The 23,039-nt window shown below is 68.0% G+C and carries 22 protein-coding genes and 1 pseudogene; 14 read left to right on the plus strand and 9 right to left on the minus strand.

From position 1 onward, the window contains the following. The first annotated feature begins 167 nt into the window (after positions 1-167). A complete protein-coding gene (locus NDR87_RS11440) occupies positions 168-560 on the plus strand; it encodes a hypothetical protein (protein WP_251941122.1) in 393 nt (130 codons plus the stop codon). A 20-nt stretch (positions 561-580) separates the two neighbouring features. Here NDR87_RS11440 and NDR87_RS11445 read toward each other — a convergent pair whose 3' ends face one another. Both NDR87_RS11445 and NDR87_RS11450 read right to left on the minus strand, forming a co-directional pair. Then, the gene (locus NDR87_RS11445) at positions 581-1,078 is read right to left on the minus strand and encodes a DUF3830 family protein (protein ID WP_251911385.1); all 498 of its coding nucleotides are present in this window, start codon (positions 1,076-1,078) and stop codon (positions 581-583) included. A 20-nt stretch (positions 1,079-1,098) separates the two neighbouring features. Beyond that, entirely contained in the window at positions 1,099-2,340 is a 1,242-nt protein-coding gene (locus NDR87_RS11450) for an aspartate aminotransferase family protein (protein ID WP_251911387.1), read from the minus strand. Between the two features lie 101 nt (positions 2,341-2,441). On the opposite strand from NDR87_RS11450, the gene NDR87_RS11455 reads away from it, so the two are divergent. Both NDR87_RS11455 and NDR87_RS11460 read left to right on the plus strand, forming a co-directional pair. Next, on the plus strand, positions 2,442-3,914 hold the full coding sequence (locus NDR87_RS11455) for an NAD-dependent succinate-semialdehyde dehydrogenase (RefSeq protein ID WP_372494138.1): 1,473 nt from the start codon (positions 2,442-2,444) through the stop codon (positions 3,912-3,914). Beyond that, positions 3,911-4,972, plus strand: a complete 1,062-nt coding sequence (locus NDR87_RS11460; protein WP_251911389.1) for a tartrate dehydrogenase — start codon at positions 3,911-3,913, stop codon at positions 4,970-4,972. Before NDR87_RS11455 ends, NDR87_RS11460 begins: the two co-directional genes overlap by 4 nt. Here the strand turns inward: NDR87_RS11460 and NDR87_RS11465 are convergent. Continuing rightward, positions 4,962-5,687, minus strand: a complete 726-nt coding sequence (locus NDR87_RS11465; RefSeq protein WP_251911392.1) for a metal-dependent transcriptional regulator — start codon at positions 5,685-5,687, stop codon at positions 4,962-4,964. The two genes, NDR87_RS11460 and NDR87_RS11465, sit on opposite strands and share 11 nt — an antisense overlap. Positions 5,688-5,832: 145 nt before the next feature. On the opposite strand from NDR87_RS11465, the gene NDR87_RS11470 reads away from it, so the two are divergent. The 4 genes from NDR87_RS11470 to NDR87_RS11485 all read left to right on the plus strand — a co-directional run bounded on the left by NDR87_RS11470 (position 5,833) and on the right by NDR87_RS11485 (position 11,210). After that, on the plus strand, positions 5,833-6,801 hold the full coding sequence (locus tag NDR87_RS11470; RefSeq protein ID WP_251911395.1) for a bifunctional riboflavin kinase/FAD synthetase: 969 nt from the start codon (positions 5,833-5,835) through the stop codon (positions 6,799-6,801). A 125-nt stretch (positions 6,802-6,926) separates the two neighbouring features. Continuing rightward, positions 6,927-7,196, plus strand: a complete 270-nt coding sequence (rpsO, locus tag NDR87_RS11475) for a 30S ribosomal protein S15 (protein ID WP_251911397.1) — start codon at positions 6,927-6,929, stop codon at positions 7,194-7,196. Positions 7,197-7,555: 359 nt separating this feature from the next. Then, entirely contained in the window at positions 7,556-9,820 is a 2,265-nt protein-coding gene (locus NDR87_RS11480) for a polyribonucleotide nucleotidyltransferase (protein WP_251911398.1), read from the plus strand. Positions 9,821-9,896: 76 nt separating this feature from the next. Then, positions 9,897-11,210, plus strand: coding sequence for a pitrilysin family protein (locus NDR87_RS11485; RefSeq protein ID WP_251911400.1), 1,314 nt, complete (start codon positions 9,897-9,899; stop codon positions 11,208-11,210). On the opposite strand, the gene NDR87_RS11490 is transcribed toward NDR87_RS11485, so the two are convergent. Then, a complete protein-coding gene (locus NDR87_RS11490; protein ID WP_251911402.1) occupies positions 11,159-11,536 on the minus strand; it encodes a helix-turn-helix transcriptional regulator in 378 nt (125 codons plus the stop codon). The genes NDR87_RS11485 and NDR87_RS11490 overlap by 52 nt on opposite strands. Before the next feature lie 93 nt (positions 11,537-11,629). On the opposite strand from NDR87_RS11490, the gene NDR87_RS11495 reads away from it, so the two are divergent. Next, positions 11,630-12,829, plus strand: a complete 1,200-nt coding sequence (locus NDR87_RS11495) for an MFS transporter (protein WP_251911404.1) — start codon at positions 11,630-11,632, stop codon at positions 12,827-12,829. 92 nt (positions 12,830-12,921) lie between these two features. Beyond that, positions 12,922-14,415, plus strand: coding sequence for a pentapeptide repeat-containing protein (locus NDR87_RS11500; RefSeq protein ID WP_251911407.1), 1,494 nt, complete (start codon positions 12,922-12,924; stop codon positions 14,413-14,415). Here NDR87_RS11500 and NDR87_RS11505 read toward each other — a convergent pair. Continuing rightward, entirely contained in the window at positions 14,409-15,392 is a 984-nt protein-coding gene (locus NDR87_RS11505) for a triacylglycerol lipase (protein WP_251911409.1), read from the minus strand. The two genes, NDR87_RS11500 and NDR87_RS11505, sit on opposite strands and share 7 nt — an antisense overlap. A 208-nt stretch (positions 15,393-15,600) precedes the next feature. On the opposite strand from NDR87_RS11505, the gene NDR87_RS11510 reads away from it, so the two are divergent. Genes NDR87_RS11510 through NDR87_RS11520 form a run of 3 tightly spaced genes read left to right on the plus strand, consistent with a single transcriptional unit; the run spans position 15,601 to position 18,006 of the window. Beyond that, the gene (locus tag NDR87_RS11510) at positions 15,601-16,716 is read left to right on the plus strand and encodes an alcohol dehydrogenase catalytic domain-containing protein (RefSeq protein ID WP_251911413.1); all 1,116 of its coding nucleotides are present in this window, start codon (positions 15,601-15,603) and stop codon (positions 16,714-16,716) included. 55 nt (positions 16,717-16,771) lie between these two features. Continuing rightward, complete coding sequence (gene dapB / locus NDR87_RS11515) at positions 16,772-17,527, plus strand: 4-hydroxy-tetrahydrodipicolinate reductase (protein WP_251911415.1); 756 nt, start codon at positions 16,772-16,774, stop codon at positions 17,525-17,527. Beyond that, positions 17,524-18,006, plus strand: coding sequence for a hypothetical protein (locus NDR87_RS11520; protein ID WP_251911418.1), 483 nt, complete (start codon positions 17,524-17,526; stop codon positions 18,004-18,006). The genes dapB and NDR87_RS11520 overlap by 4 nt, the downstream gene beginning before the upstream one ends. A gap of 153 nt (positions 18,007-18,159) precedes the next feature. Here NDR87_RS11520 and NDR87_RS11525 read toward each other — a convergent pair whose 3' ends face one another. Then, complete coding sequence (locus NDR87_RS11525; protein ID WP_251911422.1) at positions 18,160-18,870, minus strand: TetR/AcrR family transcriptional regulator; 711 nt, start codon at positions 18,868-18,870, stop codon at positions 18,160-18,162. Between the two features lie 149 nt (positions 18,871-19,019). On the opposite strand from NDR87_RS11525, the gene NDR87_RS11530 reads away from it, so the two are divergent. After that, a complete protein-coding gene (locus NDR87_RS11530) occupies positions 19,020-20,024 on the plus strand; it encodes a phosphotriesterase (RefSeq protein ID WP_251911425.1) in 1,005 nt (334 codons plus the stop codon). A 52-nt stretch (positions 20,025-20,076) separates the two neighbouring features. Further along, the gene (locus NDR87_RS11535) at positions 20,077-20,649 is read left to right on the plus strand and encodes a carboxymuconolactone decarboxylase family protein (RefSeq protein ID WP_251911426.1); all 573 of its coding nucleotides are present in this window, start codon (positions 20,077-20,079) and stop codon (positions 20,647-20,649) included. Positions 20,650-20,868: 219 nt separating this feature from the next. On the opposite strand, the pseudogene NDR87_RS11540 reads toward NDR87_RS11535, so the two are convergent. From NDR87_RS11540 to NDR87_RS11550, 3 genes and pseudogenes are all read right to left on the minus strand, one after another. Continuing rightward, positions 20,869-21,426, minus strand: a pseudogene (locus NDR87_RS11540) (DUF2071 domain-containing protein); the annotation flags it as partial. Then, complete coding sequence (locus NDR87_RS11545) at positions 21,423-21,761, minus strand: metalloregulator ArsR/SmtB family transcription factor (protein ID WP_251911428.1); 339 nt, start codon at positions 21,759-21,761, stop codon at positions 21,423-21,425. The gene NDR87_RS11545 and the pseudogene NDR87_RS11540, both read right to left, overlap by 4 nt. Positions 21,762-21,824: 63 nt before the next feature. After that, on the minus strand, positions 21,825-22,988 hold the full coding sequence (locus NDR87_RS11550) for a pyridoxal phosphate-dependent aminotransferase (protein WP_308212079.1): 1,164 nt from the start codon (positions 22,986-22,988) through the stop codon (positions 21,825-21,827). Positions 22,989-23,039: the final 51 nt, after the last annotated feature.

The following is a 23,039-nucleotide window of genomic DNA, read 5'->3' on the forward strand; positions in this document are numbered from 1 at the left end:
CTCGTCGTGGACCCATCCACGGGCATCGCCACGCCGAATGTCGATCGGCGACGTATCTTCCGCCGGACCGTCCGGCATCGCTATCCGACGAGCCCAGTAATACGAAGGAGTTCAGTATGTCGGTACGGCGTACGTCACGACCTCGTCGTGGTTTCCTCCGCGGTACCGTGGCGCTGGCGACCTTGGCCTGCGCAGGTGTCGTTCTGGCCACCTCCACTGCCCGCGCCGATGTGGGAGAAGACCTCCGACGGTTTTCCGCGGAGTGCAAGAAAAAGGGCTATACCGCCGTGGCGGGATTTCACGAAGGCGAGATCGTCTATCGCGGTACGAGGAAATACAACTCGTACGACGCCCAGAAGAGTTTCCGACGAGAGGGCGCTCTGCCGCGGGGCGCATGTGTGAAGGTGCGTGGCCACGTCGAGGGCCACTACGCGTCTACGGATTACGGTTGGGTCAAGGGAAACGGCGGCGACTACCAGTATTTCTACAATGCGGTGAATCTCGATGGCAGCTATGCCGGATACTGGGTTCGGGACGCAGAACTGCACTGGATCAAATAGGCGAAGCTACGCTCGACCTGTCATTCTGCTCGGGCGAAGGTCAGGGTTTCGCCCTCCACTCCGCGCAGCCACAGGTTGTTGCAGGCCGTGGCCATGTCGGACAGGCCCTCTTCGATGGTGGCGAAGACGTTACCCGGGACCCAGCCCACGTCGCCGTTGACGAGCAGATTGTTGCGGCCGTAGAACAGGGCCAGATCGGTGGCGCCCTGGGCGGCGTGCGCGGCGGAGCCGGGTTCGTAGCCGTAGGCGGGGTTGCCGATCTCCCAGGGCTCGAAGTCGAACAGGCAGACGTCGCCGGGAATCGGTGTGACCGTGGGGTTTTCCCGGCGCGGGGCGGCGGTGATGCGGGGGACCAGGGTGTAGACCTCGTTGCGGGCGTATTTGGCGTGGAAGGCGTCGCCCTCCTGGGGCAGCGCGTTCCAGACCGCCTCGCAGGTGCGCGGGGCCTCGTCGTCGAGCAGGCGGGCACGGCAGGTCACATCGGCCTTGGTGAGGGTGATCGTGAGGTAGCGGGGCATCGGGAACTCCCTGTCGCGGTTCACAACTCGTCGAGGACGGCGGACCAGATGGCCAGCGCCTCGTCGATCTGCTCGGCGGTGACGATCAGCGGTGGAATCATGCGGACGACGTTCATATGCGCACCGCAGGTGAGCAGCAGCAGGCCCTTGTCCACCGCGAGCCGCTGGGCGGCGGCCGCGGTCTCGGTATCGGGTTCGCCGGTGGGCGTGGTGAATTCGGCCCCGACCATCAGGCCCAGCCCGCGCACGTCACCGATCGCCTTGTTGGCGCGGGCGCGCACGCCCGCCAGCAGCTGTCGACCGCGTTCGGCGGCATTGCCCACCAGCCCTTCGGATTCGATGACATCGATCGTGGCCAGCGCCGCGGCGCAGGCGACCGCATTGCCGCCGTAGGTGCCGCCCTGCGAACCCGGCCAGGCCCGGGCCATCAGCTCGCGCGGGGCGGCGATGCCGGAAAGGGGGAAGCCGCTGGCCAGGCCCTTCGCGATGGTGATGATATCCGGGCGCACGCCGAAGTGCTGATGCCCGAAGAACTTTCCGGTGCGCCCGAATCCGGTCTGGATCTCGTCGAGGACGAGCAGGATGCCGTGCCGGTCGGCGCGCTCGCGCAGGCCCTGGAAGAAGCGGGTGTTGCCGGGGATGTACCCGCCCTCGCCGAGCACCGGCTCGACGATGAACGCCGCCGTCTCGGCCGGGGCGGTGAGTGTGGTGAGCACATAGTCGAGTTCGCGCAGCGCGAAGTCGGTGGCCTGTTCCTCGCTCCATCCGTAGCGGTAGGCGGTCGGGAACGGCGCGACGTGCACGCCGGACATGAGCGGGCTGAAACCGGCCGAGAAGCGAGTGCCGGAGGTCGTCATGGTCGCCGCCGCGACCGTGCGGCCGTGGAAACCGCCATGGAAGACAACGACATTCGGCCGACCCGTGGCCTGCCGGGCCAGCCGCAGCGCGGCCTCCACGGCCTCGCTGCCGGAGTTGGCGAGAAAGACCGATTCGAGCCCCTCGGGCAGGACCGTGCCCAGCCGCTCGACCAGCGCGAGCATCGGCCGGTGCAGGACGGTCGTGTACTGACCGTGGATCAGGCTGCCGATTTGGGCGCGCGCCGCTTCGACGACGCGCGGATGGCAGTGGCCGGTACTGGTGACGCCGATGCCCGCGGTGAAGTCGAGATAGCGGCGGCCGTCGGTGGCGTGCAGATAGCAGCCCTCACCGTACTCGACGGTGATCGGGGTGGCCTGCTTCAGAACGGGGGAAAGTGCCGTCATGTGATCCGCCTCCCGAGCGACCCGGAATTGTCTATTGTCTGATTGTCGACAATATGCATAACATGGCGAACGGTGCCGCAGCAATGGGTGAGGAGCGCGCGATGACGCAGACCGACAGCCTGAGCCGAGCCGAGCGGGCCGCCGTCGATAGCGTGCCGACCGGGGTCTATATCGGGGGACGGTGGCAGCGGACGACGGCGACCATGGCTGTGCACGATCCCGCGACCGGGCAGCCGCTGTGCCGGGTCGCCGATGTCGGGCCGGAGCAGGGGCTGGCGGCCTTGAGCGCCGCGGCCGACGCGCAGCGCGACTGGGCCCGCACCCCGGCGCGCGAGCGCAGCGACATACTGCTGCGCGCCCATCGCCGCCTGCTGGCCGAGGTCGAGCGGCTGGCCTTGATCGCGACGCTCGAAATGGGGAAACCGCTGGCCGAGGCGCGGGGTGAGATCGCCTATGCCGCGGAGTTCTTCCGCTGGTTCGCCGAGGAGGCGGTGCGGCTGGACGGCGGTTATCTGCCCGCCCCGGCCGGTAACTCGCGCTTCCTGGTGGCGCGCCAGCCGGTGGGGCCGAGTCTGCTCATCACGCCGTGGAACTTCCCGATGGCCATGGGCGCCCGCAAGATCGGACCGGCGCTGGCGGCGGGCTGCACCTGCGTGGTCAAACCGGCCGAGCAGACGCCGCTGTGCACGCTGGCCCTGGCGGAGATCCTGCACGAGTCGGGGGTACCCGCGGGGGTGGTGAATATCGTGACCACCTCCGATCCGGGGCGGCTGATGACACCGCTGATCCTGGACCCGCGCTCGCGCAAGCTGTCGTTCACCGGATCCACCGAGGTCGGCAAGAAACTGCTGGAGCAGTGCGCGCGCACGGTCATGCGCACCTCGATGGAGCTGGGTGGCAACGCTGCGTTCATCGTCTTCGACGACGCCGATCTCAAGGCCGCGATCGAGGGGGCGCTGGCGGCGAAGATGCGCAATATCGGGCAGGCGTGCACCGCGGCGAATCGAATCTTCGTGCAGCGCGGGGTGTTCGAGGAGTTCGCGCGCGGGCTGGCCGAGCGGATGGCGGCGCTGCCGATGGGGCGCGGCACCGAGGCGGGTGTGGTGGTGGGGCCGCTGATCGATGCCGACGCGGTGGCGAAGGTGAGCGATCTCGTCGCCGATGCGCGGGCCGCCGGTGCGCGCGTGCTCACCGGCGGCGAGGCGGTCGACGGCCCCGGAAACTTTTATCCCGCAACGGTTCTGGCGGATGTGCCCGACAGTGCCCGAATGTGCCGCACCGAGATCTTCGGCCCGGTCGCGGCCCTGAGCACCTTCGATACCGAGGACGAGGTCGTGGACCGCGCCAACGACACCCCGTACGGCCTGGTCGCCTACGTGTACACCGAGAATCTGCGGCGCGGGCTGCGCGTCTGCGAGGCGCTCGAGACGGGCATGGTCGGGTTGAATCAGGGGGTGGTGTCGAGTCCGGCCGCACCCTTCGGCGGGGTGAAGGAATCCGGGCTCGGCCGCGAGGGCGGGCTGGTCGGGATCGATGAATTCCTGGAACTCAAGTACATCGGAGTGCAGCTGTGAGCTATTCGATCGCGACCATTCCCGGTGACGGCATCGGCGTCGATGTGACCGCCGAGGCGGTCAAGGTGCTCGACGCGGTGCTGCCCGGCATCGCCTGGACCGAATTCGACTGGTCGTGTGAGCAATACCTGCGCACCGGCGCGATGATGACGCCGGACGGGCCGCGACTGCTCGCCGAATTCGACGCGATTCTCCTGGGCGCGGTCGGCTTTCCGGGTGTGCCGGATCATATTTCCCTGTGGGGCTTGCTGATTCCCCTGCGTCGCGCCTTCGGCCAATACGTGAACCTGCGCCCCGTCCGCCTGCTCCCCGGCACCGAATCCGCCCTGCGCGACCGCACCGCCACCGATCTCGACATCCTCATCGTCCGCGAGAACTCCGAGGGCGAATACTCCGAAATCGGCGGCATCCACAACCCCGGCCGCCCCGAGGAATTCGTGCTCCAGGAATCGGTCTTCACCCGGGTCGGCTGCGAACGCATCATCCGCTACGCCTTCGACCGGGCGCGTGAGCGCAGCGGCCGACTCTGCTCGGCCACCAAATCCAACGGCCTGATCCACTCGATGCCGTACTGGGACAACATCTTCGTCCGGATATCCACCGAATACCCGGACGTCACCACCCGCCAGATGCACGTCGACGCCCTGGCCGCAGAGATCGTGCTCCACCCCGACCGCCTCGACGTCATCGTGGCCTCCAACCTGTTCGGCGACATCCTCTCCGACCTCGCCGCCGCGGTGACCGGCGGCCTGGGCCTGGCCCCCTCGGGCAATATCGACCCGACCCGTACCGGCCCCTCGATGTTCGAGGCCGTCCACGGCAGCGCCCCCGACATCGCCGGACAGGGCATCGCCAACCCGGTCGCGCAAATCCTTGCGGGGGCAATGCTGCTGGACCACCTGGGGGAGAAGTCCGCGGCGGCGGCGGTCGATCGCGCGGTGTGCGAGGTCCTTGCCGAAGGCAGCGTGCGCACTCCGGATCTCGGCGGCACGAATACCACGGCGGAGCTGGGCTCGGCCATCGCCAAGAGGGCGGCGGAACCGACGATCAGTGCGTGAGCCAAATGGCTTCGGCCGCTGGGCTGCCGAGATCTATGGTGCGCTCGCCGATGCGGATGGCGATGGTGCCCGCGAAGTCTCGGCGTTCGACGACCGTGATGGGGGTGTCCAACGCGATGCCCACCGAGTCGAAGTAGCGGAGCATGGCGGGGTCGAAGTCGGCGATGCGGGCGACGCGGCCGGATTCGCCTGCTTCGAAGCGGCTCAGTTGGCGGGCCTCGGGGGTGGGGACGGCGCCGTCGACCGAGGGGATGGGGTCGCCGTGTGGATCGCGGTCGGGGTGGCCAAGTTTGGCGGCGATGCGTTCGACCAGGGTTTCGGAGACCGCGTGTTCGAGGACCTCGGCCTCGTCGTGAACCTCGTCCCAGCCGTAGCCGAGCTCGTTGACCAGGAAGGTCTCGATCAGCCGGTGGCGGCGGACCATGGCGATGGCGGCGCGGCGGCCGTTCTCGGTCAGCGTGATCGACCCGTAGCGGGCGTGTTCGACCAGTCCCTGGTCGGCCAGCTTGCGCACCGCCTCCGACACCGTGGACGCCGAGACACCGATGCGCTCGGCGAGCAGCTTGGTCGACACCTTCTCCTGCGACCACTCCTGGGCGGTCCAGATCACCTTGAGGTAGTCCTGGGCGACGGAGGTCAGCGAGGGTGCGACCGTGGTGGAGTCGCCGTTGGTGGCGATGTCTCGTTTTCCGGGCACGTGACCGAGCTTAGGCACACCTGCTCCGGTTTCCCACATCGGCGCGCGCGGCCCTCACCGGGGTGACGCCCACATGACCAACCGCGAATCCGGGTGCTACCGCGCTGTGAACATCCGCACCGCCGAATGCTGTCCGTGACCCGGCTTGCGTAGGCTGCCGGGTGTGCAGAGATGGCGAAGTCTCGAGGAGATGCCCCCGGACTGGGGCCGGTGCGTGCTCACGATCGGGGTGTTCGACGGGGTGCACCGCGGACACGCCCAGTTGATCAGTCGCGCCGTGAAATCCGCTGCGACGCGCGGGGTTCCCTCGGTGCTCATGACATTCGATCCGCACCCGATGGAAGTGGTGCGGCCTGGATCGCATCCCGCGCAGCTGACCACGCTCACCCGGCGCGCGGAACTGGTGGAGGAGCTGGGCGTCGACGTGTTCTGCGTCATGCCCTTCACCCATGACTTCATGAAGTTGACACCCGCCCGCTACGTGCACGATCTGCTGGTGGAGAAGCTGCACGTGGCCGAGGTGGTCATCGGCGACAACTTCACCTTCGGCAAGAAGGCCGCGGGCACGGTCGACACCATGCGGGAACTGGGCACCCGCTGGGGGTTCGAGGTCGACGGGGTCAAACTGGTCGGCGAGCACGCGGTCACGTTCTCCTCCACCTATATTCGCGCCTGCGTGGACGCCGGTGACATGGCCGCGGCCGCCGACGCGCTGGGCCGCCCGCACCGGGTCGAGGGCGTGGTGGTGCACGGCGACAAGCGCGGGCGGGAGCTGGGCTTCCCGACCGCGAACATCGCCCCGCCCATGTACGCCGCGATTCCGGCCGATGGGATCTACGCCTGCTGGTTCACCGTGCTCAGCCCCGGTGCGACCGTCGGAACCACGCTGCCGGGCAAGCGCGCCATGGCCGCGGTCTCGATCGGCACCAACCCCACCTTCTCCGGCCGCTCCCGCACCGTCGAGGCGTATGTGCTCGACGCCGATATCGATCTCTACGGCCAGTACGTGGCCGTCGACTTCGTCGAGCACGTGCGCGGGCAGCGCAAATTCGCCTCGGTGGACGAGCTGGTCCAGGCCATGGGCCGGGATGTGGAGCACACCCGCAAGGTGCTGTCGGCCGCGGAGAAGTAGGCCGATTCGGGCGCCTCGCCTCGGTCCGGTAAGCTGGTTCGTCGGGTTTGCTGCGGTCCGCGGTGGCGCCCGCCCGGGACTCCCCGGTTCTTCCGAGCGCGGACTGGAACACCAGGAGTGAATCAGTGGCTCTGACCACCGAGCAGAAGAAGGCGATTCTCACCGAGTACGGCGTGCACGAGAAGGACACCGGTTCGCCGGAGGCCCAGATCGCGCTGCTGACCAAGCGGATCTCCGACATCACCGAGCACCTCAAGAAGCACAAGCACGATCACCACACCCGCCACGGCCTGATGCAGCTCATCGGCCGTCGCAAGCGCCTGTCGAAGTACCTGCAGGACAAGGACATCCAGCGCTACCGTGCGCTGATCGAGCGGCTCGGACTGCGTCGCTGAGCTACGCGACCCACGAGCCGCACCAGGCGGCTCGCATGCCAGCCGACGGGGAGGCATAGAATCTCCTCGTCGGCTGGTCGTGTGTGCGGACCCTTCGGTACCGTCCACGATGAGACGACACGGCCGTACGCACCCGAATTCGTGGCGTCGGTCTTCGGTAGTGGTCTTTCGGCACCCGGTTGCCGGAGGGCTTCGATCGATGACCGCCTCCGCGTCGCCGATTCCAAGGGGAAACGGTCGGGTGTGCGCGTCGCAGCCAGGAGGGCTGCCGCGCGCCCGAGCCGGGTACGGCTGACGAATGCCGGATCGCGCCGCGCGGCGCTCGGATCCGGCGAAGACGAGAGGTTGAGAACAGAAATATGTCAGACACAGTGACCAGCTCCGCGATCGAGGTCGAGCCCGGTGTGTTCGAGTCGGTCGCCCTGATCGACAACGGGACCTTCGGTACCCGCACCATCCGCTTCGAGACCGGCCGCCTGGCCAAGCAGGCCGCCGGTTCGGTCGTCGCCTACCTCGACGACGAGACCATGCTGCTGTCGGCCACCACCGCCGGTAAGCAGCCCAAGGACCAGTTCGACTTCTTCCCGCTGACGGTCGACGTCGAGGAGCGCATGTACGCCGCGGGCCGCATCCCCGGCTCGTTCTTCCGCCGCGAGGGCCGCCCGTCCACCGACGCGATCCTGACCTGCCGCCTGATCGACCGTCCGCTGCGCCCGTCGTTCGTCGACGGCCTGCGCAACGAGGTCCAGGTCGTGGTGACGGTGCTGAGCCTGGATCCGAAGGATCTCTACGACGTGGTCGCCATCAACGCGGCCTCGGCGTCCACCCAGATCGCGGGCCTGCCGTTCTCCGGCCCGGTCGGCGGCGTGCGGGTGGCCCTGATCGAGGGTCAGTGGGTGGCCTTCCCGACCACCGAGCAGCTCGAGGGCGCCGTGTTCGACATGGTCGTCGCGGGCCGCGTGGTCGAATCCGGCGACGTCGCGATCATGATGGTCGAGGCCGAGGCCACCGAGAACGTCATCGCGCTGGTCGAGGGCGGCGCGCAGGCGCCGACGGAGACCGTGGTGGCCGAGGGCCTCGAGGCCGCCAAGCCGTTCATCGCCCGGCTGTGCAAGGCCCAGCAGGACCTGGCCCAGCTGGCGGCCAAGCCCACCGAGGACTTCCCGGTCTTCCTGCCCTACGAGCAGGATGTGTACACCGCCGTCGAGGGCACCGCGAAGAACCCGCTGAGCGAGGCGCTGTCCATCTCGGGCAAGCAGGAGCGCGAGGAGCGGATCGACGAGATCAAGCTCGAGGTGCTGTCCAGCCTCGCCGAGGACTTCGAGGGCCGCGAGAAGGAGATCGGCGCGGCGTTCCGCTCGGTCACCAAGAAGCTTGTGCGCCAGCGCATCCTGTCCGACGGCTTCCGCATCGACGGCCGCGGCCTGGCGGATATCCGCGCGCTGTCGGCCGAGGTCGCGGTGGTGCCGCGGGCGCACGGTTCGGCGCTGTTCGAGCGCGGCGAGACCCAGATCCTGGGCGTCACCACCCTCGACATGGTGAAGATGGCGCAGCAGGTCGACTCGCTCGGCCCGGAGACCTCCAAGCGCTACATGCACCACTACAACTTCCCGCCGTTCTCCACCGGCGAGACCGGCCGGGTGGGCTCGCCCAAGCGGCGCGAGATCGGCCACGGCGCGCTCGCCGAGCGCGCGCTGGTTCCGGTGCTGCCCTCGCAGGAGGACTTCCCCTACGCCATCCGTCAGGTGTCGGAGGCGTTGGGCTCCAACGGTTCCACCTCGATGGGTTCGGTGTGCGCCTCGACCCTGTCGCTGCTGAACGCCGGTGTGCCGCTGAAGGCCCCGGTCGCCGGCATCGCGATGGGCCTGGTGTCGGACACCGTGTCCAACGACGCGGGTGAGCAGGAGGTGCGCTACGTCGCGCTGACCGACATCCTGGGCGCCGAGGATGCCTTCGGCGACATGGACTTCAAGGTCGCGGGCACCCGCGATTTCGTCACCGCGCTGCAGCTGGACACCAAGCTCGACGGCATTCCGTCGAAGGTGCTGGCCGGTGCGCTGAACCAGGCCCGCGACGCGCGCCTGACCATCCTGGACGTGATGGCCGAGGCCATCGCCACCCCGGACGAGATGAGCCCCTACGCACCGCGCGTCACCGCGATCAAGATCCCGGTCGACAAGATCGGCGAGGTGATCGGGCCCAAGGGCAAGGTCATCAATCAGATCACCGAGGACACCGGCGCCAACATCTCGATCGAGGACGACGGCACCGTGTTCGTCGGCGCGACCGACGGCCCCTCGGCGCAGGCCGCGATCGATGCGATCAACGCGATCGCCAACCCGCAGCTGCCCAAGGTCGGCGAGCGCTTCCTCGGCACGGTTGTCAAGACCACTGCCTTCGGCGCGTTCGTCTCGCTGCTGCCGGGTCGCGATGGCCTGGTGCACATTTCGAAGCTGGGCAACGGCAAGCGGGTCGGCAAGGTCGAGGATGTCGTGAACGTGGGCGACAAGATTCGCGTCGAGATCGCCGATATCGACAACCGCGGCAAGATCTCGCTGGTGCCGATCGAGGACGAGAACGAATCCGCCGACAACACTGCTGCGGCGGAGGCCGGTGCGGAGTAAAAAGCTCGGTGTGACGAAGAAGAAGTCAGCCGCCCCCTTGCTCGTTCCGACCGAGCAGGGGGGTTCTTCTCTCCGAATGACGGCGACGGATGCCCCGCTCGCCGACAGTGGTGTGCGCCGGACCGTGCTGCCGGGCGGATTACGGGTCGTCACCGAACATGTGCCCGGGGTGCGTTCGGCGTCCATCGGGGTGTGGGTCGGTGTCGGTTCGCGCGACGAGACCCCCGGTGTCGCCGGTGCGGCGCACTTCCTGGAGCATCTGCTGTTCAAGGCGACGCCGACGCGTTCGGCGCTGGACATCGCCCAGGCGATGGACGCGGTCGGCGGTGAGCTGAACGCGTTCACCGCCAAGGAGCAGACCTGTTACTACGCACACGTTCTCGACGAGGATCTGCCGCTGGCGGTGGACATGGTCTCGGATGTGGTGCTCAACGGGCTGTGCCGGGCCGAGGATGTGGATGTGGAGCGCCAAGTCGTGCTCGAGGAGATCTCGATGCGCGACGACGATCCGGAGGACACCGTCGGCGACGCGTTCCTGACCGCGCTGTTCGGCGATCATCCGGTCGGGCGGCCGGTCATCGGCACCATCGAATCCATCGAGTCGATGACCGCCGCGCAGCTGCGCGGTTTCCACGTCCGGCGCTACCGCCCCGACCGCATGGTGGTCGCGGTGGCGGGCAACGTCGAGCACGAGCACACCGTCGAACTGGTCTACCGCGCCTTCGCAGCGCACTTGGATCCCACCCGCGACCCGGCCCCGCGCCGCGAGGGCCGCTTCCGCATGCGTACGCCCCCGCAGCTGCACTGGATGCGCCGCGACAGCGAGCAGGCGCATCTGGTGTTCGGCGTGCGGGCGTTCGGCCGTCACGAGGGCCACAAGCGCTGGCCGCTGTCGGTGCTCAACACCGTCCTGGGCGGCGGCCTGAGTTCGCGACTGTTCCAACGGATTCGGGAGGAGCGCGGCTTGGCGTACTCGGTGTACTCCAGCGTCGACACCTTCGCCGACACCGGCGCGTTCTCGGTCTACCTGGGCTGCCAGCCCGAAAACCTCGGCCAGGTGACCAGCCTGGCCCGCGCCGTGCTGGAGGAGGTGGCCGCCAACGGCATCACCGACGCCGAATGCGCCCGCGCCAAGGGCTCCCTACGCGGCGGACTGGTTCTGGGCCTGGAGGATTCGGGTTCGCGCATGAACCGCATCGGCCGCAGCGAACTCAGCTACGGCAACCACCGCAGCGTCTCGGAAACCCTGTCCCGCATCGACTCGGTGACCACCGAGGAGGTGTCGGCGGTGGCGCGAACGCTGCTGTCGCGGCCGTTCGCGGTGTCGGTGGCGGGACCCTACCGGCGGGCGCGGGAACTGCCCGCTTCGGTGCGCAAACTGGTGGATTGATCGGCATCGTAGGCGCGGTTGGCCGCGCCCACGATCGCGTCCAGTAGGCCCGGTATGGCCCTGTCGACCTCCTCGGTACGCAGCCGGGCGTAGGTGTGGCCGTCTTCTACGATGCGTTCGGTGATCCCCGCCTCGCGCAGGGTTTTCAGATGGTGGGTGGCGGTGGACTTGTTGATCGTGTCGTAGAGCAGGGCGCAGCGGAGGGGGCCGCCCGCGTTGCTGAGGCGGCGGACCATTTCCAGGCGGACGGGGTCTTGGAGGGCGCTCAGGACCGCCTGTACCGAGCCGACCGGAAACGATTCGACGATCGCATGGGTGTCGGACATGATCTTCCTCACTGGCCGGTTTGATGGGAATCGAACCGGAATCGGGGGTGTTGAGTTCGATCGCAATCAAACTTACCTGATGGAGAGGGATCGATGTCAGCGACTGTGGCGGTTGCCTCCGCCGAGAAGGCGGCCAAACCGTGGGCCTACGCACTGATCCTCGCCGCCAGCGGAGTGGCGCTGGGGGTGTCGGGCGTGCCCGCGCCGCTGTACGGGATCTACCAGCAGCAGTGGCATTTCACGCCGCTCACCACGACCATCGTCTTCGCGGTGTACGCGATCGCGGCGTTGGCGGCGGTGCTGGTGTCGGGCCGGATCTCCGATGTGGTGGGCCGAAAGCCGGTGCTGCTGGGCGCGTTCGCGACGATGGTGCTCGGGCTGGTGGTGTTCCTGCTGGCCGACAATGTGGCGATGCTGCTGCTCGCGCGGGCGCTGCACGGGATGGCGGTCGGTGCGACGGTGGTGGCGGGCGCGGCGGCACTGCTGGATCTGCGGCCCGGCCGCGGCGCGCGGTCGGGGCAGCTGAGCGGGGTGGCGTTCAATGTCGGTATGGCCGTGGCGATTCTGGGCTCGGCACTGCTGGCGCAGTACGTACCGCATCCGCTGCGCACGCCGTATGTGGTGATCACGCTGGTGTGCCTGGCCATCGCGGCCGGTGTGGTGGCGATGGAGGAGACCCACACCGCACGCGTCGCGGGGCCCATCCGGATCGCGAAACCCGCCGTGCCGCAGGAGATCCGGTCCGACTTCTGGTTCGCCGCACTGGGCGTGATGGCGGCCTGGTCGGTGCTGGGCGTGCTGCTGTCGCTGTATCCGTCGCTGGCCGCGGAGAAGACCGGGGTGCACAATCTGGTGTTCGGCGGGGCGGTCGTGGCCTCGACGGCCACGGCGGGCGCGCTGGCGCAGCTGTTCGCGACCGGCATACCGGCGCGACGGGCGGCCATCGCCGGGGATATCGGGATGGCGGCCGCGCTGTTGCTGACGATTCCCGCGCTGGCCACGCACAACTGGATGGTCGTGCTGGCCGCCGGTCTGCTGCTCGGCGGCACCTTCGGCCTCGGATTCGGCGGGTCGCTGCGGCATCTGTCGAATGTGGTGCCGCAGCACAAGCGCGGCGAGACCATGTCGGCCTACTATCTGCTGGCCTATTCGGCGATGGCGCTGCCGACCGTGGTCGCGGGGTGGGCGGCCACCACCTGGGGGATGGGGACAGTGTTCCCGTGGTTCATCGCGGTCGTCGCGCTGGCGTGCCTGGGCGCGGCGGGCATCGGTATCCGGGGCGGCCGGGCCTGAAACGCCGTCGCCGACCCGCGTCAATGATCTTGGCAGCCAATGGAACTGCTGGTAGGACTGCGGGTCGGCGGGCGGGCCGATAACATTCGGCTATGTGGTCGCGGGGGAGGTTCGGCGCCCGGCTGAGCGGGTGGATGCGGCGGTCGGCGCTGCTGCTGTCGGTGCTGTTCGCGGTGACCGGGGGGCTGGTGATCGCGGGTGCGGCCTGGTGGTTGCTGTGGCTGGCGCTGGGGGCGCGCGCCGAGACGCCGAATCAGGTGGAGCTCACCAAGATCGCGCTGTCGGTGGCCGCGGGAGTCGGCGGTGCGGTGGCGTTGGTGGTGGCTTATCGGCGGCAACGCGATTCCGAACGCAGCCGCTTCGCCGAACTGTTCGGCGCGGCGGCGAAGCAGCTGGGTGATGCGGATGTGGCCGTGCGGATGGCGGGGGTCTACGCGATGGCCGGGGTGGCCGACGAGTTCAGGGCCGCGGGACGCCGCCAGCAGTGCATCGATGTGCTGTGCGGCTATCTGCGGCTGCCGTACGAGCCGCAGGCCGGGGTCAATCATCTGGTCGGACGCACCGAGACGGTGGAAGGGGAGCCGAAAACCGAACTGCGCTACCAGTTCCGCCAGAACGACCGGGAGGTGCGGCGGGCCATCGTCGACGTGATCGTGGCGCATCTGCGGCCCTCGGCCGAAACATCCTGGTCGGACCGGGATTTCGACTTCGCGGGTGCGGTGCTGGAGGATTGCGATTTCCGCTATGCGGTATTCGCCGGTGAGCGAACGTATTTCGCCCGCGCGGTGTTCGTCGGTGCGCGGGCCACCACCTTCGAATACGCGAAGTTCACCGGACGCTACCTCTCCTTCCGCGATGCCGTCTTCGAGGGCTCGACCACACTGTTCCGCCAGACGGAGTTCGCGGCGCGGGAGAACGGCCGATCCGAGCGCCGGGGGCGCGGGGTCAAATTCGATGGGGCAGTGTTCCGTTCGCCGGTCGGCTTCGACGAGGCGGTGTTTCGGGGGCCGCAGGTATCCTTCCGGGAGGTCGGGTTCGAGAGGCGGGCCGCCTTCGACAATGCTCGATTCCTGGCGCGGTCGACGAATTTCGCTTCCGCCGTCTTCGCCAAGGAATACACGCTGTTCACTGGAGCGCGATTCCACGGGGAGGAGGTCTCCTTCGAGCGCGCCACCTTCGAGGGCGATCGCATCCGCTTCGACGACACCGAATTCGCGAGCGCATCGGTCGTCTTCAGCGGCGCGCATTTCGATGCCGCCGCCACCAGCTTCGACCGTGCCCACTTCGGCATCCGCTCGCGCTGGCGCAGCCCGGTCGCCATGCACACGCGCTTCATCGGCACCGATTTCCACGGCCGGATCTCCTTCGACAACACGGTGTTCGGCGGCCGCTCGGTGGATTTCTCCGGTAGCGACTTCATCGGCGAGATCCGCTTCGACCGGGCCAAATTCACCGCCGCGGCGATCATCTTCGCTCGACCGAAGATCTGGTCGGGAGTCAGCTTCTTCTGGGATCGCGATCCGCGGCTCAAACCGGCCAACGTCCAGCCCGACACCTGGCCGCCGACTCCCACCGACGGTCAGTGAACGCCGGGGAAGAAGGGGCTCTCCCGGATGCACGGCACCGGCATCGCCGTGGACGGAGACAGGGCGTCGAGGACGAATCGCCAGGCCCGTTCGCTGTAGAGGGTGGCGATGTGATCGGAGCGGTCCGCGGGACAGCCGTCCTGGAGGGTGATGTCGGTGACGTCGGGGCCGTGCAGATACTGCTGGTCGTAGGGCGTGACGATCTCGTCGTACCTGGTGACGATCGTGGTGTAGGTGACGCCGGGGCGGGTGTCGCCGTCGCCGTAGATCTGTTCGATCAGCGGGGCATCGATGGCCTGTTGGGTCAGCGCGGGTGCGACGAGGCCGAGCGCGTCGAAGATCCACCAGCCGACCGGCGGTATGAAGCTGCGCAGGAACGCTATGTCGCTGAGCGTGGTGCCGTGATTGGACGGTGATATGCCGACCATCTTGTCCACCTTGGTGTTACCGCCCAGCACGTTGATGTAGTAGAGCGGCAGGAGTCCGCCGCCCTGCGAGTGGCCGACCAGGTCCACCTTCGTCGCGCCGGTGGCGGCCAGCACGCGGTCGACCTCGGCGCCCAGGGTGCGCGCGGAGTTCGGGATGTCGTCGAGGGACTGCAGCGGTATCTCGCCGGGCAGCCAGGCCGGATTGCCGTAGTTGAACGTGAAGACGCAGAAACCGTTGTTCTTCAGAAACGGCGAACCGGCCGCGAATGCGAGTGCCTGGTTGGTGGCGGTGGAATTGATCAGAATCACCGGATTCGGGTGCTGCGCAGCGGGTTTGCAGTTCCAATCGTTCGCACCCGGTGGCGGGGATTCCGGGAACAGGCCGGGCAGAATTCCGGCGCCCAGATCGAAGGGAACGGGCAGCGGGCCGGTGGCCGGTTCCTCCGGAATCGCATCGGCCCGGCCGGGAAAGAGGGTTATCGCGACGATTGCGAGCAGCGAGCTCACCGCGGGAGTGACGACCGCCAACCGGCGTCGGAAAGTGGACATGAGTGCTATCTCCTGACGAGGTGGCACAGAAACCCCTGGTCGGGGCACTGTGACCTCGGTAACTACCAGATGAGAGTAACGAGGTGTATCACATATCAGAATCGGATTTGCGGAATCTTTGCACTGCCCCGCACCGATCTCGCCCACACCCCTCTCGGGGGCGTCGACAACGCGCTGTGCGCTCCGCTGACGCGGTAGCGTCGCGGGCATGAGGATTCGTGGTGCCGTCCTGGAGCGGATCGGGGATTCGACGCCGTTCGCCGACTCCAAGCCGATCGTCGTCGAGGACCTGGATCTCGGGGAGCCCGGGCCGGGAGAGTTGCTCGTCCGGATCGAGGCGGCCGGGCTGTGTCACTCGGATCTGTCGGTGGTGGACGGGAATCGGGTGCGGCCGGTACCGATGCTGCTCGGGCACGAGGCGGCGGGGCGGGTGGAGCGGGTGGGGCCCGGGGGAAGCGATCTCGCGGTGGGGCAGCGGGTAATCATGACCTTCCTGCCGCGCTGCGGGCAGTGCGCGGGGTGTGCCACCGACGGGCGCACGCCGTGCGTGCCGGGGAGTGTGGCCAACAACGCGGGAGAACTGCTCGGGGGTGGGCGACGGCTGGCTCGGGGCGGAGTGCCGGTGCATCACCACCTCGGGGTCTCCGGATTCGCCACGCATGCCGTGGTGGATCGGCGGTCGGTGGTGCCGGTGGACGACGATGTGCCGCCGGAGGTGGCCGCGGTGCTCGGCTGCGCGGTGCTGACCGGCGGTGGGGCGCTGCTGAATTCGGCGCGGCCGCGAGCGGGGGATCGGATCATGGTGGTCGGGCTGGGCGGGGTGGGGATGGCGGCGGTGCTGGTGGCGGCGTCGCTGCGCGAGGAGCTCGGCTGCGCGGTGATCGCGGTCGACACCCTGCCCGAAAAGCTGGCGCTGGCAACCGAACTCGGCGCCACCGAGGTCTACACACCGGCCGAGCTGGCCGAGCGGGGCGTGCAGGCCGAGGCGGTGGTGGAGGCGGCGGGCAATATCCGGGCCTTCGAGACCGCGGTGGCGGCGACCGCCGCGGGCGGGACCACCGTGACGGTGGGGCTGCCCAATCCCGAAGCGCGCGCGAGTATTTCACCGCTTGCGCTGGTGGCGGGCGGGCGTTCGATCGTCGGCAGCTATCTCGGCTCGGCCGTGCCGTCGCGCGACATCCCCGAATACGTGCGGATGTGGCGATCGGGACGGCTGCCGGTCGAGCGGCTGGTGTCGGCGCGGATCGGCCTCGACGACATCAACCACGCCATGGACGAGCTGGCGGCCGGGCACGGACTGCGGCAGGTGATCGTCTTCGACTGAGGCGCGGGCGTTAGGCTCGTCCGGGATTGTTCGGACGGCAGGTGAGGAGTTGACGGTGACCACGAACCCGATCCGGGTGGGTGTGCTCGGGGCGCGCGGCAAGGTCGGGCAGGCGATCTGCGCGGCCGTCGAGGCGGCCGCGGACCTGGAACTGGTCGCCGCCGTCGACAAGGACGACGCGCTGGACACCTTCACCGCGAAGGGGACGCAGGTGGTGGTGGATTTCACCCATCCCGACGTGGTCATGCCGAATCTGCGCTGGCTGGTCGAGCACGGCATTCACGCGGTTGTCGGCACCACCGGCTTCGACCAGGCCCGGCTCGACGAGGTGCGCGGCTGGCTCGCCGAGCGGCCCGAGGTCGGGGTGCTGATCGCGCCGAACTTCGCCATCGGCGCGGTGCTGTCGATGCGGTTCGCCGAACAGGCCGCGCGCTGGTTCGATTCGGTCGAGGTCATCGAGCTGCATCATCCGAACAAGGCCGACGCGCCGTCGGGTACCGCCTATCGCACCGCCGGGATCATCGCCGAGGCGCGCAAGCAGGCCGGTGTCGGCCCGAGCCCCGATGCGACGACCACCGAACTGGACGGCGCTCGCGGCGCGAGCGTCGACGGGGTGCGGGTGCATTCGGTGCGGCTGGCCGGGCTGGTCGCCCATCAGGAGGTGCTGTTCGGCACCCAGGGCGAGACCCTCACCATTCGGCACGACTCGATCGACCGCAGCTCCTTCGCCCCCGGCGTGCTGCTGGGTGTGCGGCAGATCGGCGGCCGCCCCGGACTGACCGTCGGCCTCGATCCGCTGCTGGACCTGTGAACCTTCCCGATCGCCAGGTCGCCAGGACCGTCGGCCTCATCGCCTTCCTGGTGCTGGCGCTGGCGTTCTACTTCCTGCTGCTGGGCCGGATCGCGGTGGATCTGTTCGGCACCGGAAAGCCCGCCGCCATCGCGATGGGCTTCGGCGTCCTGATCCTGCCCCTCGTCGGCGTCTGGGTGGTGGTCACCAGCATCCGCGCCGCCCTGGCCCATCAGCGCCTGGCCCGCCGCATCCACGACGAGGGCCTGGAACTCGACGTCTCCGACCTCCCCCGCCGTCCCTCCGGCCGCATCGAAAAGCCCGCCGCCGACGCCCTTTTCGAACAGGTCAAGCGGGAATGGGAGGCCGACCCCGACAATTGGCGCACCAACTACCGCGCCGCCCGCGCCTACGACTACGCGGGCGACCGCACCCGAGCCCGCGAAACCATGCGCCGGGCCGTGGCGCTGGAACGTGAGGAACGAGCCCGGCAGTCCTGAGCCCCCTCCGGGCCCGAACGTGGCCAGCGCGTGCCCCGCCGAGTACACGGCGGCCCCTCGTCGCAATGTAGACGACGTGTAGTCAGTTCAGTGGTGCTGCCGATGCTCTTGCGATGCAGAAGGTTTCGAATAACATCCGCAGCGCTGCGCGGATCATGGTTGCGGAACAGCAGGGTCGGGCGGCGCGCCCCGGCGCCGCGGGGAGGCTTCGCCTGGGTCGCTGGCGGGCCCCGATGCGCCGACTCCGCCCCCGGTTGGTCGCAGCGCCCGAAGGGTCATGTCCACGAGCGTTTCGCAGGCGTCGTCGGTCAGGGGCTGATGTTGAGCCAGTAGCCGGAAGTACAGCGGTCCCAAGGCCAGGTCGATCGCGGCGTCGATATCGAGGTCGGCGGCGAATTCGCCTGCGGCGACGCCACGTTCGAACAGCGCCCGGATCTCGCTGTGACGTGGGCGCAGGGCGCGGTCCTGGAATGCGGTGAGCACAACCGGATCGGATTGCCCGGCGGCGAGGATATCGGCCAAGATTCGGCCGGGACGCCCGCGCATGATGGCGGCCAAGTGCCCCAACAGCTCCCGCAGCACCTCGGCAGCGGGCCGCACTTCGGCGTCGGCTCGGTGTGGGTCGACGGGAACCATGCGTTCGAATCGGTCGAAGGCGGCCTCGATGACCACCGCGCTGCGGTTGGGCCACCAGCGGTAGATGGTGGGCTTGCTGATCCCCGAACGCTCCGAAATCGCCTGGACCGTGATGTCGGCCAGGGGCGTTTCCTGCACCAGGTCCCAGGCCGCGTCCATGATCGCGGTGCGGGCCAGGTCGCTGCGGGGACGCCCCGGACCTCGCCTCGCATCTTCTGTCGGAGACATGTTGGCAAACGCTATCACGTGCGGTACGCTGCGGTTAATAACTTAACGTTACGTCACGTAATGAAATTACTCCGATCAGTCCGCCGACCAGGTCACGGCACCGCGTTGAGTCCGCCCGCGATTTTCGACACCGGAAGGAAGTTGGAGCGATGACCACTGTGGAAACCATGAGGGGTCCGGTCGACACGGCCGACCTCGGGCGTACCTACATGCACGAACACGTCTTCGTCGTCAATCCGGACATGCAATACAACTGGCCGCGGGAATGGGGCAGTGACGACGACCGCATCGTCGAGGCGGTGACGAAGCTGCGCGCACTCGCGGCCCAAGGGGTGAAGACGTTCGTGGACTGCACCGCGCCGGGTCTCGGCCGCAACATTCCGCTGCTGGCGAAGGTTGCCGAGCAGGTGCCCGAGCTCAACATCATCGTCTCGACCGGCGTCTACATCACCGACGAGATCCCTTTCACGTTCTCGGTGCGCGGCCCGGGACTCAACGAGATAGCGGGTACCCAGGACCCCGAGCCGATGGTCGAGTTCTTCGTCGGCGACATCGCCGACGGCATCGGCGACACCGGTGTCAAAGCCGGAATGCTCAAATGTGCGATCGACACCGAGGGGATGACCGGAGGTGTCGAGCGGGTGATGCGCGCGGTCGCCCAGGCGCACCTGCAGACAGGTACACCCATCACCGTGCACACTCATCCCGACAGCAAAACCGGGCTCGACGTGAAGAGAGTGCTCTGCGACGGCGAGGGGGTCGATCCGCACCGCGTCGTGCTCGGCCACAGCGGCGACACCACCGATATCGCGCACCTGCGGGAGCTGGGCGATCACGGCTTCTGGCTCGGCTTCGACCGGTTCGGAGTCGACTTTCCCGACGGTTACGGCATGCCCACCTCCCAGTCCCGTAACGACACACTGATCAAGATGTGCCAGCTCGGCTACGCCGACCAGATCGTGCTGTCCCACGACACGAACTGCTACATGGACTGGATGTCACCGCAGACGCGCAATGCCTTTCTGCCCCAATGGAACTATCTGCACCTCGGCAATGACGTACTGCCCTACATCCGCGAACACGGCGTCACCGACGAACAGATCACGACCATGCTCGTCGACAATCCCCGCCGCATCTTCGAAGGCAAATGCTGAGGCCGTCGAACGGCCGCCCGGTAGAGGCGAATATCAACAGAGGAGGATTGTGATGGCACGCATTGATCTTCTCGACCCCGCCACAATGACACAGCGGGAGCAGCAGCTTTACAACCTGTTTCCCATCAACCTGACACGGGCAATGCTCGTCGCGGATCCGGATATCACGGAGGCTTTCCTGCGGCAGGGCAACGCACTACAGCAGTCGGCGTTGAACCCCGTCCTGCGGGAGCTGACGATCCTACGAATTGCCGCGCTCACCGGCTGCGATTACGAGCGCTTCCATCACGCGCCCCGGGCTCGACAGGTGGGGGCCTCCGACCAGGAGATCGCCGCCGCCACGACCGGCGACCTCTCCGCCCTCGACCCGATACAGGCCGCGCTCCTGCGCTACGCGGAGGAATGCGTGACCAAGTGGAAGGCCAGCGCGGAAACGTTCGAAGCCGCCCGCGCCGAGCTGGGCGACAGCGGTATCGCAATCGCCACCATGCTCATCGGCCACTATGTCCTGAACGCGATTTTTGCCGAAAGCCTGGAACTGGACATCGACCCAGAGCTGGCCGACTGGTCCATCGCTGATCGACAGGACCCCTCGCCCCCTAACGAAGCGGCCTCCGCCTCCTGAGGTTGCCGTGTGGTCACCACGGGTGGCGCTAGGCGACTTCACGGTCGGAATCGCCGTGGTGGTGCAGCGGTGGTAGTGCGTTCCAGTCGCCGGTATGTCACGCATCAGCAAGGCGCAGTCGAGGATCGCACTGCCCCGCGGGAACCGATTGCGGTCGTCGAAGAAGGTGGAGCTGACCGCGCGGATGTCGAGTGGCTCGACATGCCATGCGTCCGTGCGAAGTTCGACGCCGTCGAGACGGGCCTCGTCGCGGGTGGCGGAGAATCCGGCCTTGCCGTGTCGGAAGAAATCCGAGGCCTGCCTCAGGTCGGCGAACAGATCACTGCCCTGGAAACGTGGGGCGGTCCGGACGTCCACGCTCACCTCGGCCGTGCCGTCCTGGCTGGCGAAGGCTATATGCAGGTCCGTGGCCGTTTCGCGGACGGTGAACGATGCCCGGTGGTGCTCGCCGGGAAACAGCCGACCGCCAGCGAGGACGTTGATCATCGAACTGCTGTCGCGGCGTGGGATGTAGACCCCGGTCGAGCGGCCCTGTGGCCCATCCCATTCGACGGCGAACCGATGCGCGGCGTTCTCGCTGCGCAGCCCGGACCCGCCGGGCAGCCAGGCGGGCCGGACCTGTCCGAGCCGGATGAGGCAGATCCCGGCGACCGCCCAGCCGCCCACCTGCTGGGGCCGCAATCCAGCGGGTAACAGGCGCGCGGCGACGTCCGGGTCGACGCGGTAGTTCACCAGCAGGCGCCGTTCGACCACGCTGCTCAATCGAGGAGTCTTCATGCGCGCTCCCCGTCCGCCGGGGTGCGCCGCCGACGCCGCCGCTGGACGGCTTGGTCGGGGCAGACCGCGCTCAAGAACCTGCCGACGCACAACGCCAGCCGTTCCTCGACCAGCGAGTAGACGATCCGATTGGCCTCGCGCCGCTCACGGACGAGCCCAGCCGCCTTGAGCACGCCGAGATGCCGCGAGATCGACGGACCGCTGATCGGGAACCGACCGGCGATCTCACCCGCGGTCAGCTCGCCGGAACGGAGATCCTCCAGGATTTGCCGACGTGTCGAGTCCGCCAGCGCGCGGAACACGCTGGCCTCCTCCTCGGCACCAATCTCAACCACACCGGCAATTTAGCATATTAGCTAAATAGCGAACAATCGCGACTGCGCGCACTCGCCGGTCGGTCACGCCGATCGGGTCAGCCGCCGTGCCGCTTCGGTCAGGGTGGCGTCACGTTTGCAGCAGGTGAAGCGCACCAGGGTCTGCCACGGGGCGATGTCGTCGGCGAAGACACGGACGGGAACCGCGGCCACGCCGATCCGTTCCGGCATCGCACGACAGAAGTCCAGCGCGTCCGGCTCGCCGAGCGGTGCCACGTCGGCGCATAGGTAATAGCTGCCCGCGCTGTGCCGAACACCGAAACCGGCCGCGCGCAACGCATTCGACAAGAACTCGCGCTTGTCCGACAACTTCGCGCACCAGTGCGCCGTCCACTCCTGCTCGTTGTCGAGGGCGTGGGCGACCGCCAGCTGGAACGGGCCGCCGCTGGCGAAGGTGAGAGGTTGCTTGGCCGCGAGGATGCCCTCGAGCAACGGCGCGGGCGCGCAGGCCCAACCCACCTTCCATCCGGTGACGCTGAATCTCTTTCCGGCACTGGACACTACGATCGTCCGCTCCCGCATACCGGGCAGCGTCCCGAGCGATACGTGCTCGACGCCGTCGAAGGTCAGATGCTCGTACACCTCGTCCGACAGCACCAAAAGGTCGTGTTCACAGGCGATTTCGGCGATTGCGAGCAGCGCCGCACGATCCAGCACCGCGCCGGTCGGATTGTGCGGCGTATTCACCACGATCATTCGAGTCGCGGGAGTGATCGCGGCCCGCAGGCTGTCGACATCGAGGGTGAACCCGTCGCCGTCGGGCACGAGGCGTGCGGTCCGCCGCCGCGCCCCGGCCATCGCGATCGCCGCCGCATACAGATCGAAGTACGGCTCGATCACCACAACCTCCCGGCCGGGTTCCACCAACCCCAAAATCGCCGCACTCACCGCCTCACTCGCCCCGACGGTCACCAGCACTTCACCCTCGGCCTCATAGTCGAGCCCGATCCGTGCCCGATCCCGCACGATCGCCGCACGCAGCACCGAAAGCCCCCGGCCAGGAGGATACTGATTGCACCCCTCCGCAATAGCAACCCGAGCGACCTCCAACATGCCCGCCGGCCCATCCGAATCAGGAAACCCCTGACCGAGATTCACCGCCCCATGCCGCCCAGCCAACTCCGTCATCTCCGCAAAGATCGTCGAGGCAAACGGTCGCAGGCGCCGCACGGTTCGTGAGGAAGCCACACAAACAGCCTAAGCCTCGCGAACCGCCTCCCGCCTTCGCCGACCATTGTC

Origin of the sequence: Nocardia sp. CDC159 (assembly GCF_023740735.1) — a bacterium.
Classification (GTDB): Bacteria; Actinomycetota; Actinomycetes; order Mycobacteriales; family Mycobacteriaceae; genus Nocardia; species Nocardia pulmonis.

Excerpts from the sequence above, each read along its gene's own strand:
- NDR87_RS11445 (WP_251911385.1), bottom strand. The coding sequence starts at position 1,078 with ATGCCCCGCTACCTCACGATCACCCTCACCAAGGCCGATGTGACCTGC.
- NDR87_RS11450 (WP_251911387.1), bottom strand. The coding sequence starts at position 2,340 with ATGACGGCACTTTCCCCCGTTCTGAAGCAGGCCACCCCGATCACCGTC.
- NDR87_RS11455 (WP_372494138.1), top strand. The coding sequence starts at position 2,442 with ATGACGCAGACCGACAGCCTGAGCCGAGCCGAGCGGGCCGCCGTCGAT.
- NDR87_RS11480 (WP_251911398.1), top strand. The coding sequence starts at position 7,556 with ATGTCAGACACAGTGACCAGCTCCGCGATCGAGGTCGAGCCCGGTGTG.
- NDR87_RS11485 (WP_251911400.1), top strand. The coding sequence starts at position 9,897 with ATGACGGCGACGGATGCCCCGCTCGCCGACAGTGGTGTGCGCCGGACC.
- NDR87_RS11490 (WP_251911402.1), bottom strand. The coding sequence starts at position 11,536 with ATGTCCGACACCCATGCGATCGTCGAATCGTTTCCGGTCGGCTCGGTA.
- NDR87_RS11495 (WP_251911404.1), top strand. The coding sequence starts at position 11,630 with ATGTCAGCGACTGTGGCGGTTGCCTCCGCCGAGAAGGCGGCCAAACCG.
- NDR87_RS11500 (WP_251911407.1), top strand. The coding sequence starts at position 12,922 with ATGTGGTCGCGGGGGAGGTTCGGCGCCCGGCTGAGCGGGTGGATGCGG.
- NDR87_RS11505 (WP_251911409.1), bottom strand. The coding sequence starts at position 15,392 with ATGTCCACTTTCCGACGCCGGTTGGCGGTCGTCACTCCCGCGGTGAGC.
- NDR87_RS11510 (WP_251911413.1), top strand. The coding sequence starts at position 15,601 with ATGAGGATTCGTGGTGCCGTCCTGGAGCGGATCGGGGATTCGACGCCG.
- NDR87_RS11525 (WP_251911422.1), bottom strand. The coding sequence starts at position 18,870 with ATGTCTCCGACAGAAGATGCGAGGCGAGGTCCGGGGCGTCCCCGCAGC.
- NDR87_RS11530 (WP_251911425.1), top strand. The coding sequence starts at position 19,020 with ATGACCACTGTGGAAACCATGAGGGGTCCGGTCGACACGGCCGACCTC.
- NDR87_RS11535 (WP_251911426.1), top strand. The coding sequence starts at position 20,077 with ATGGCACGCATTGATCTTCTCGACCCCGCCACAATGACACAGCGGGAG.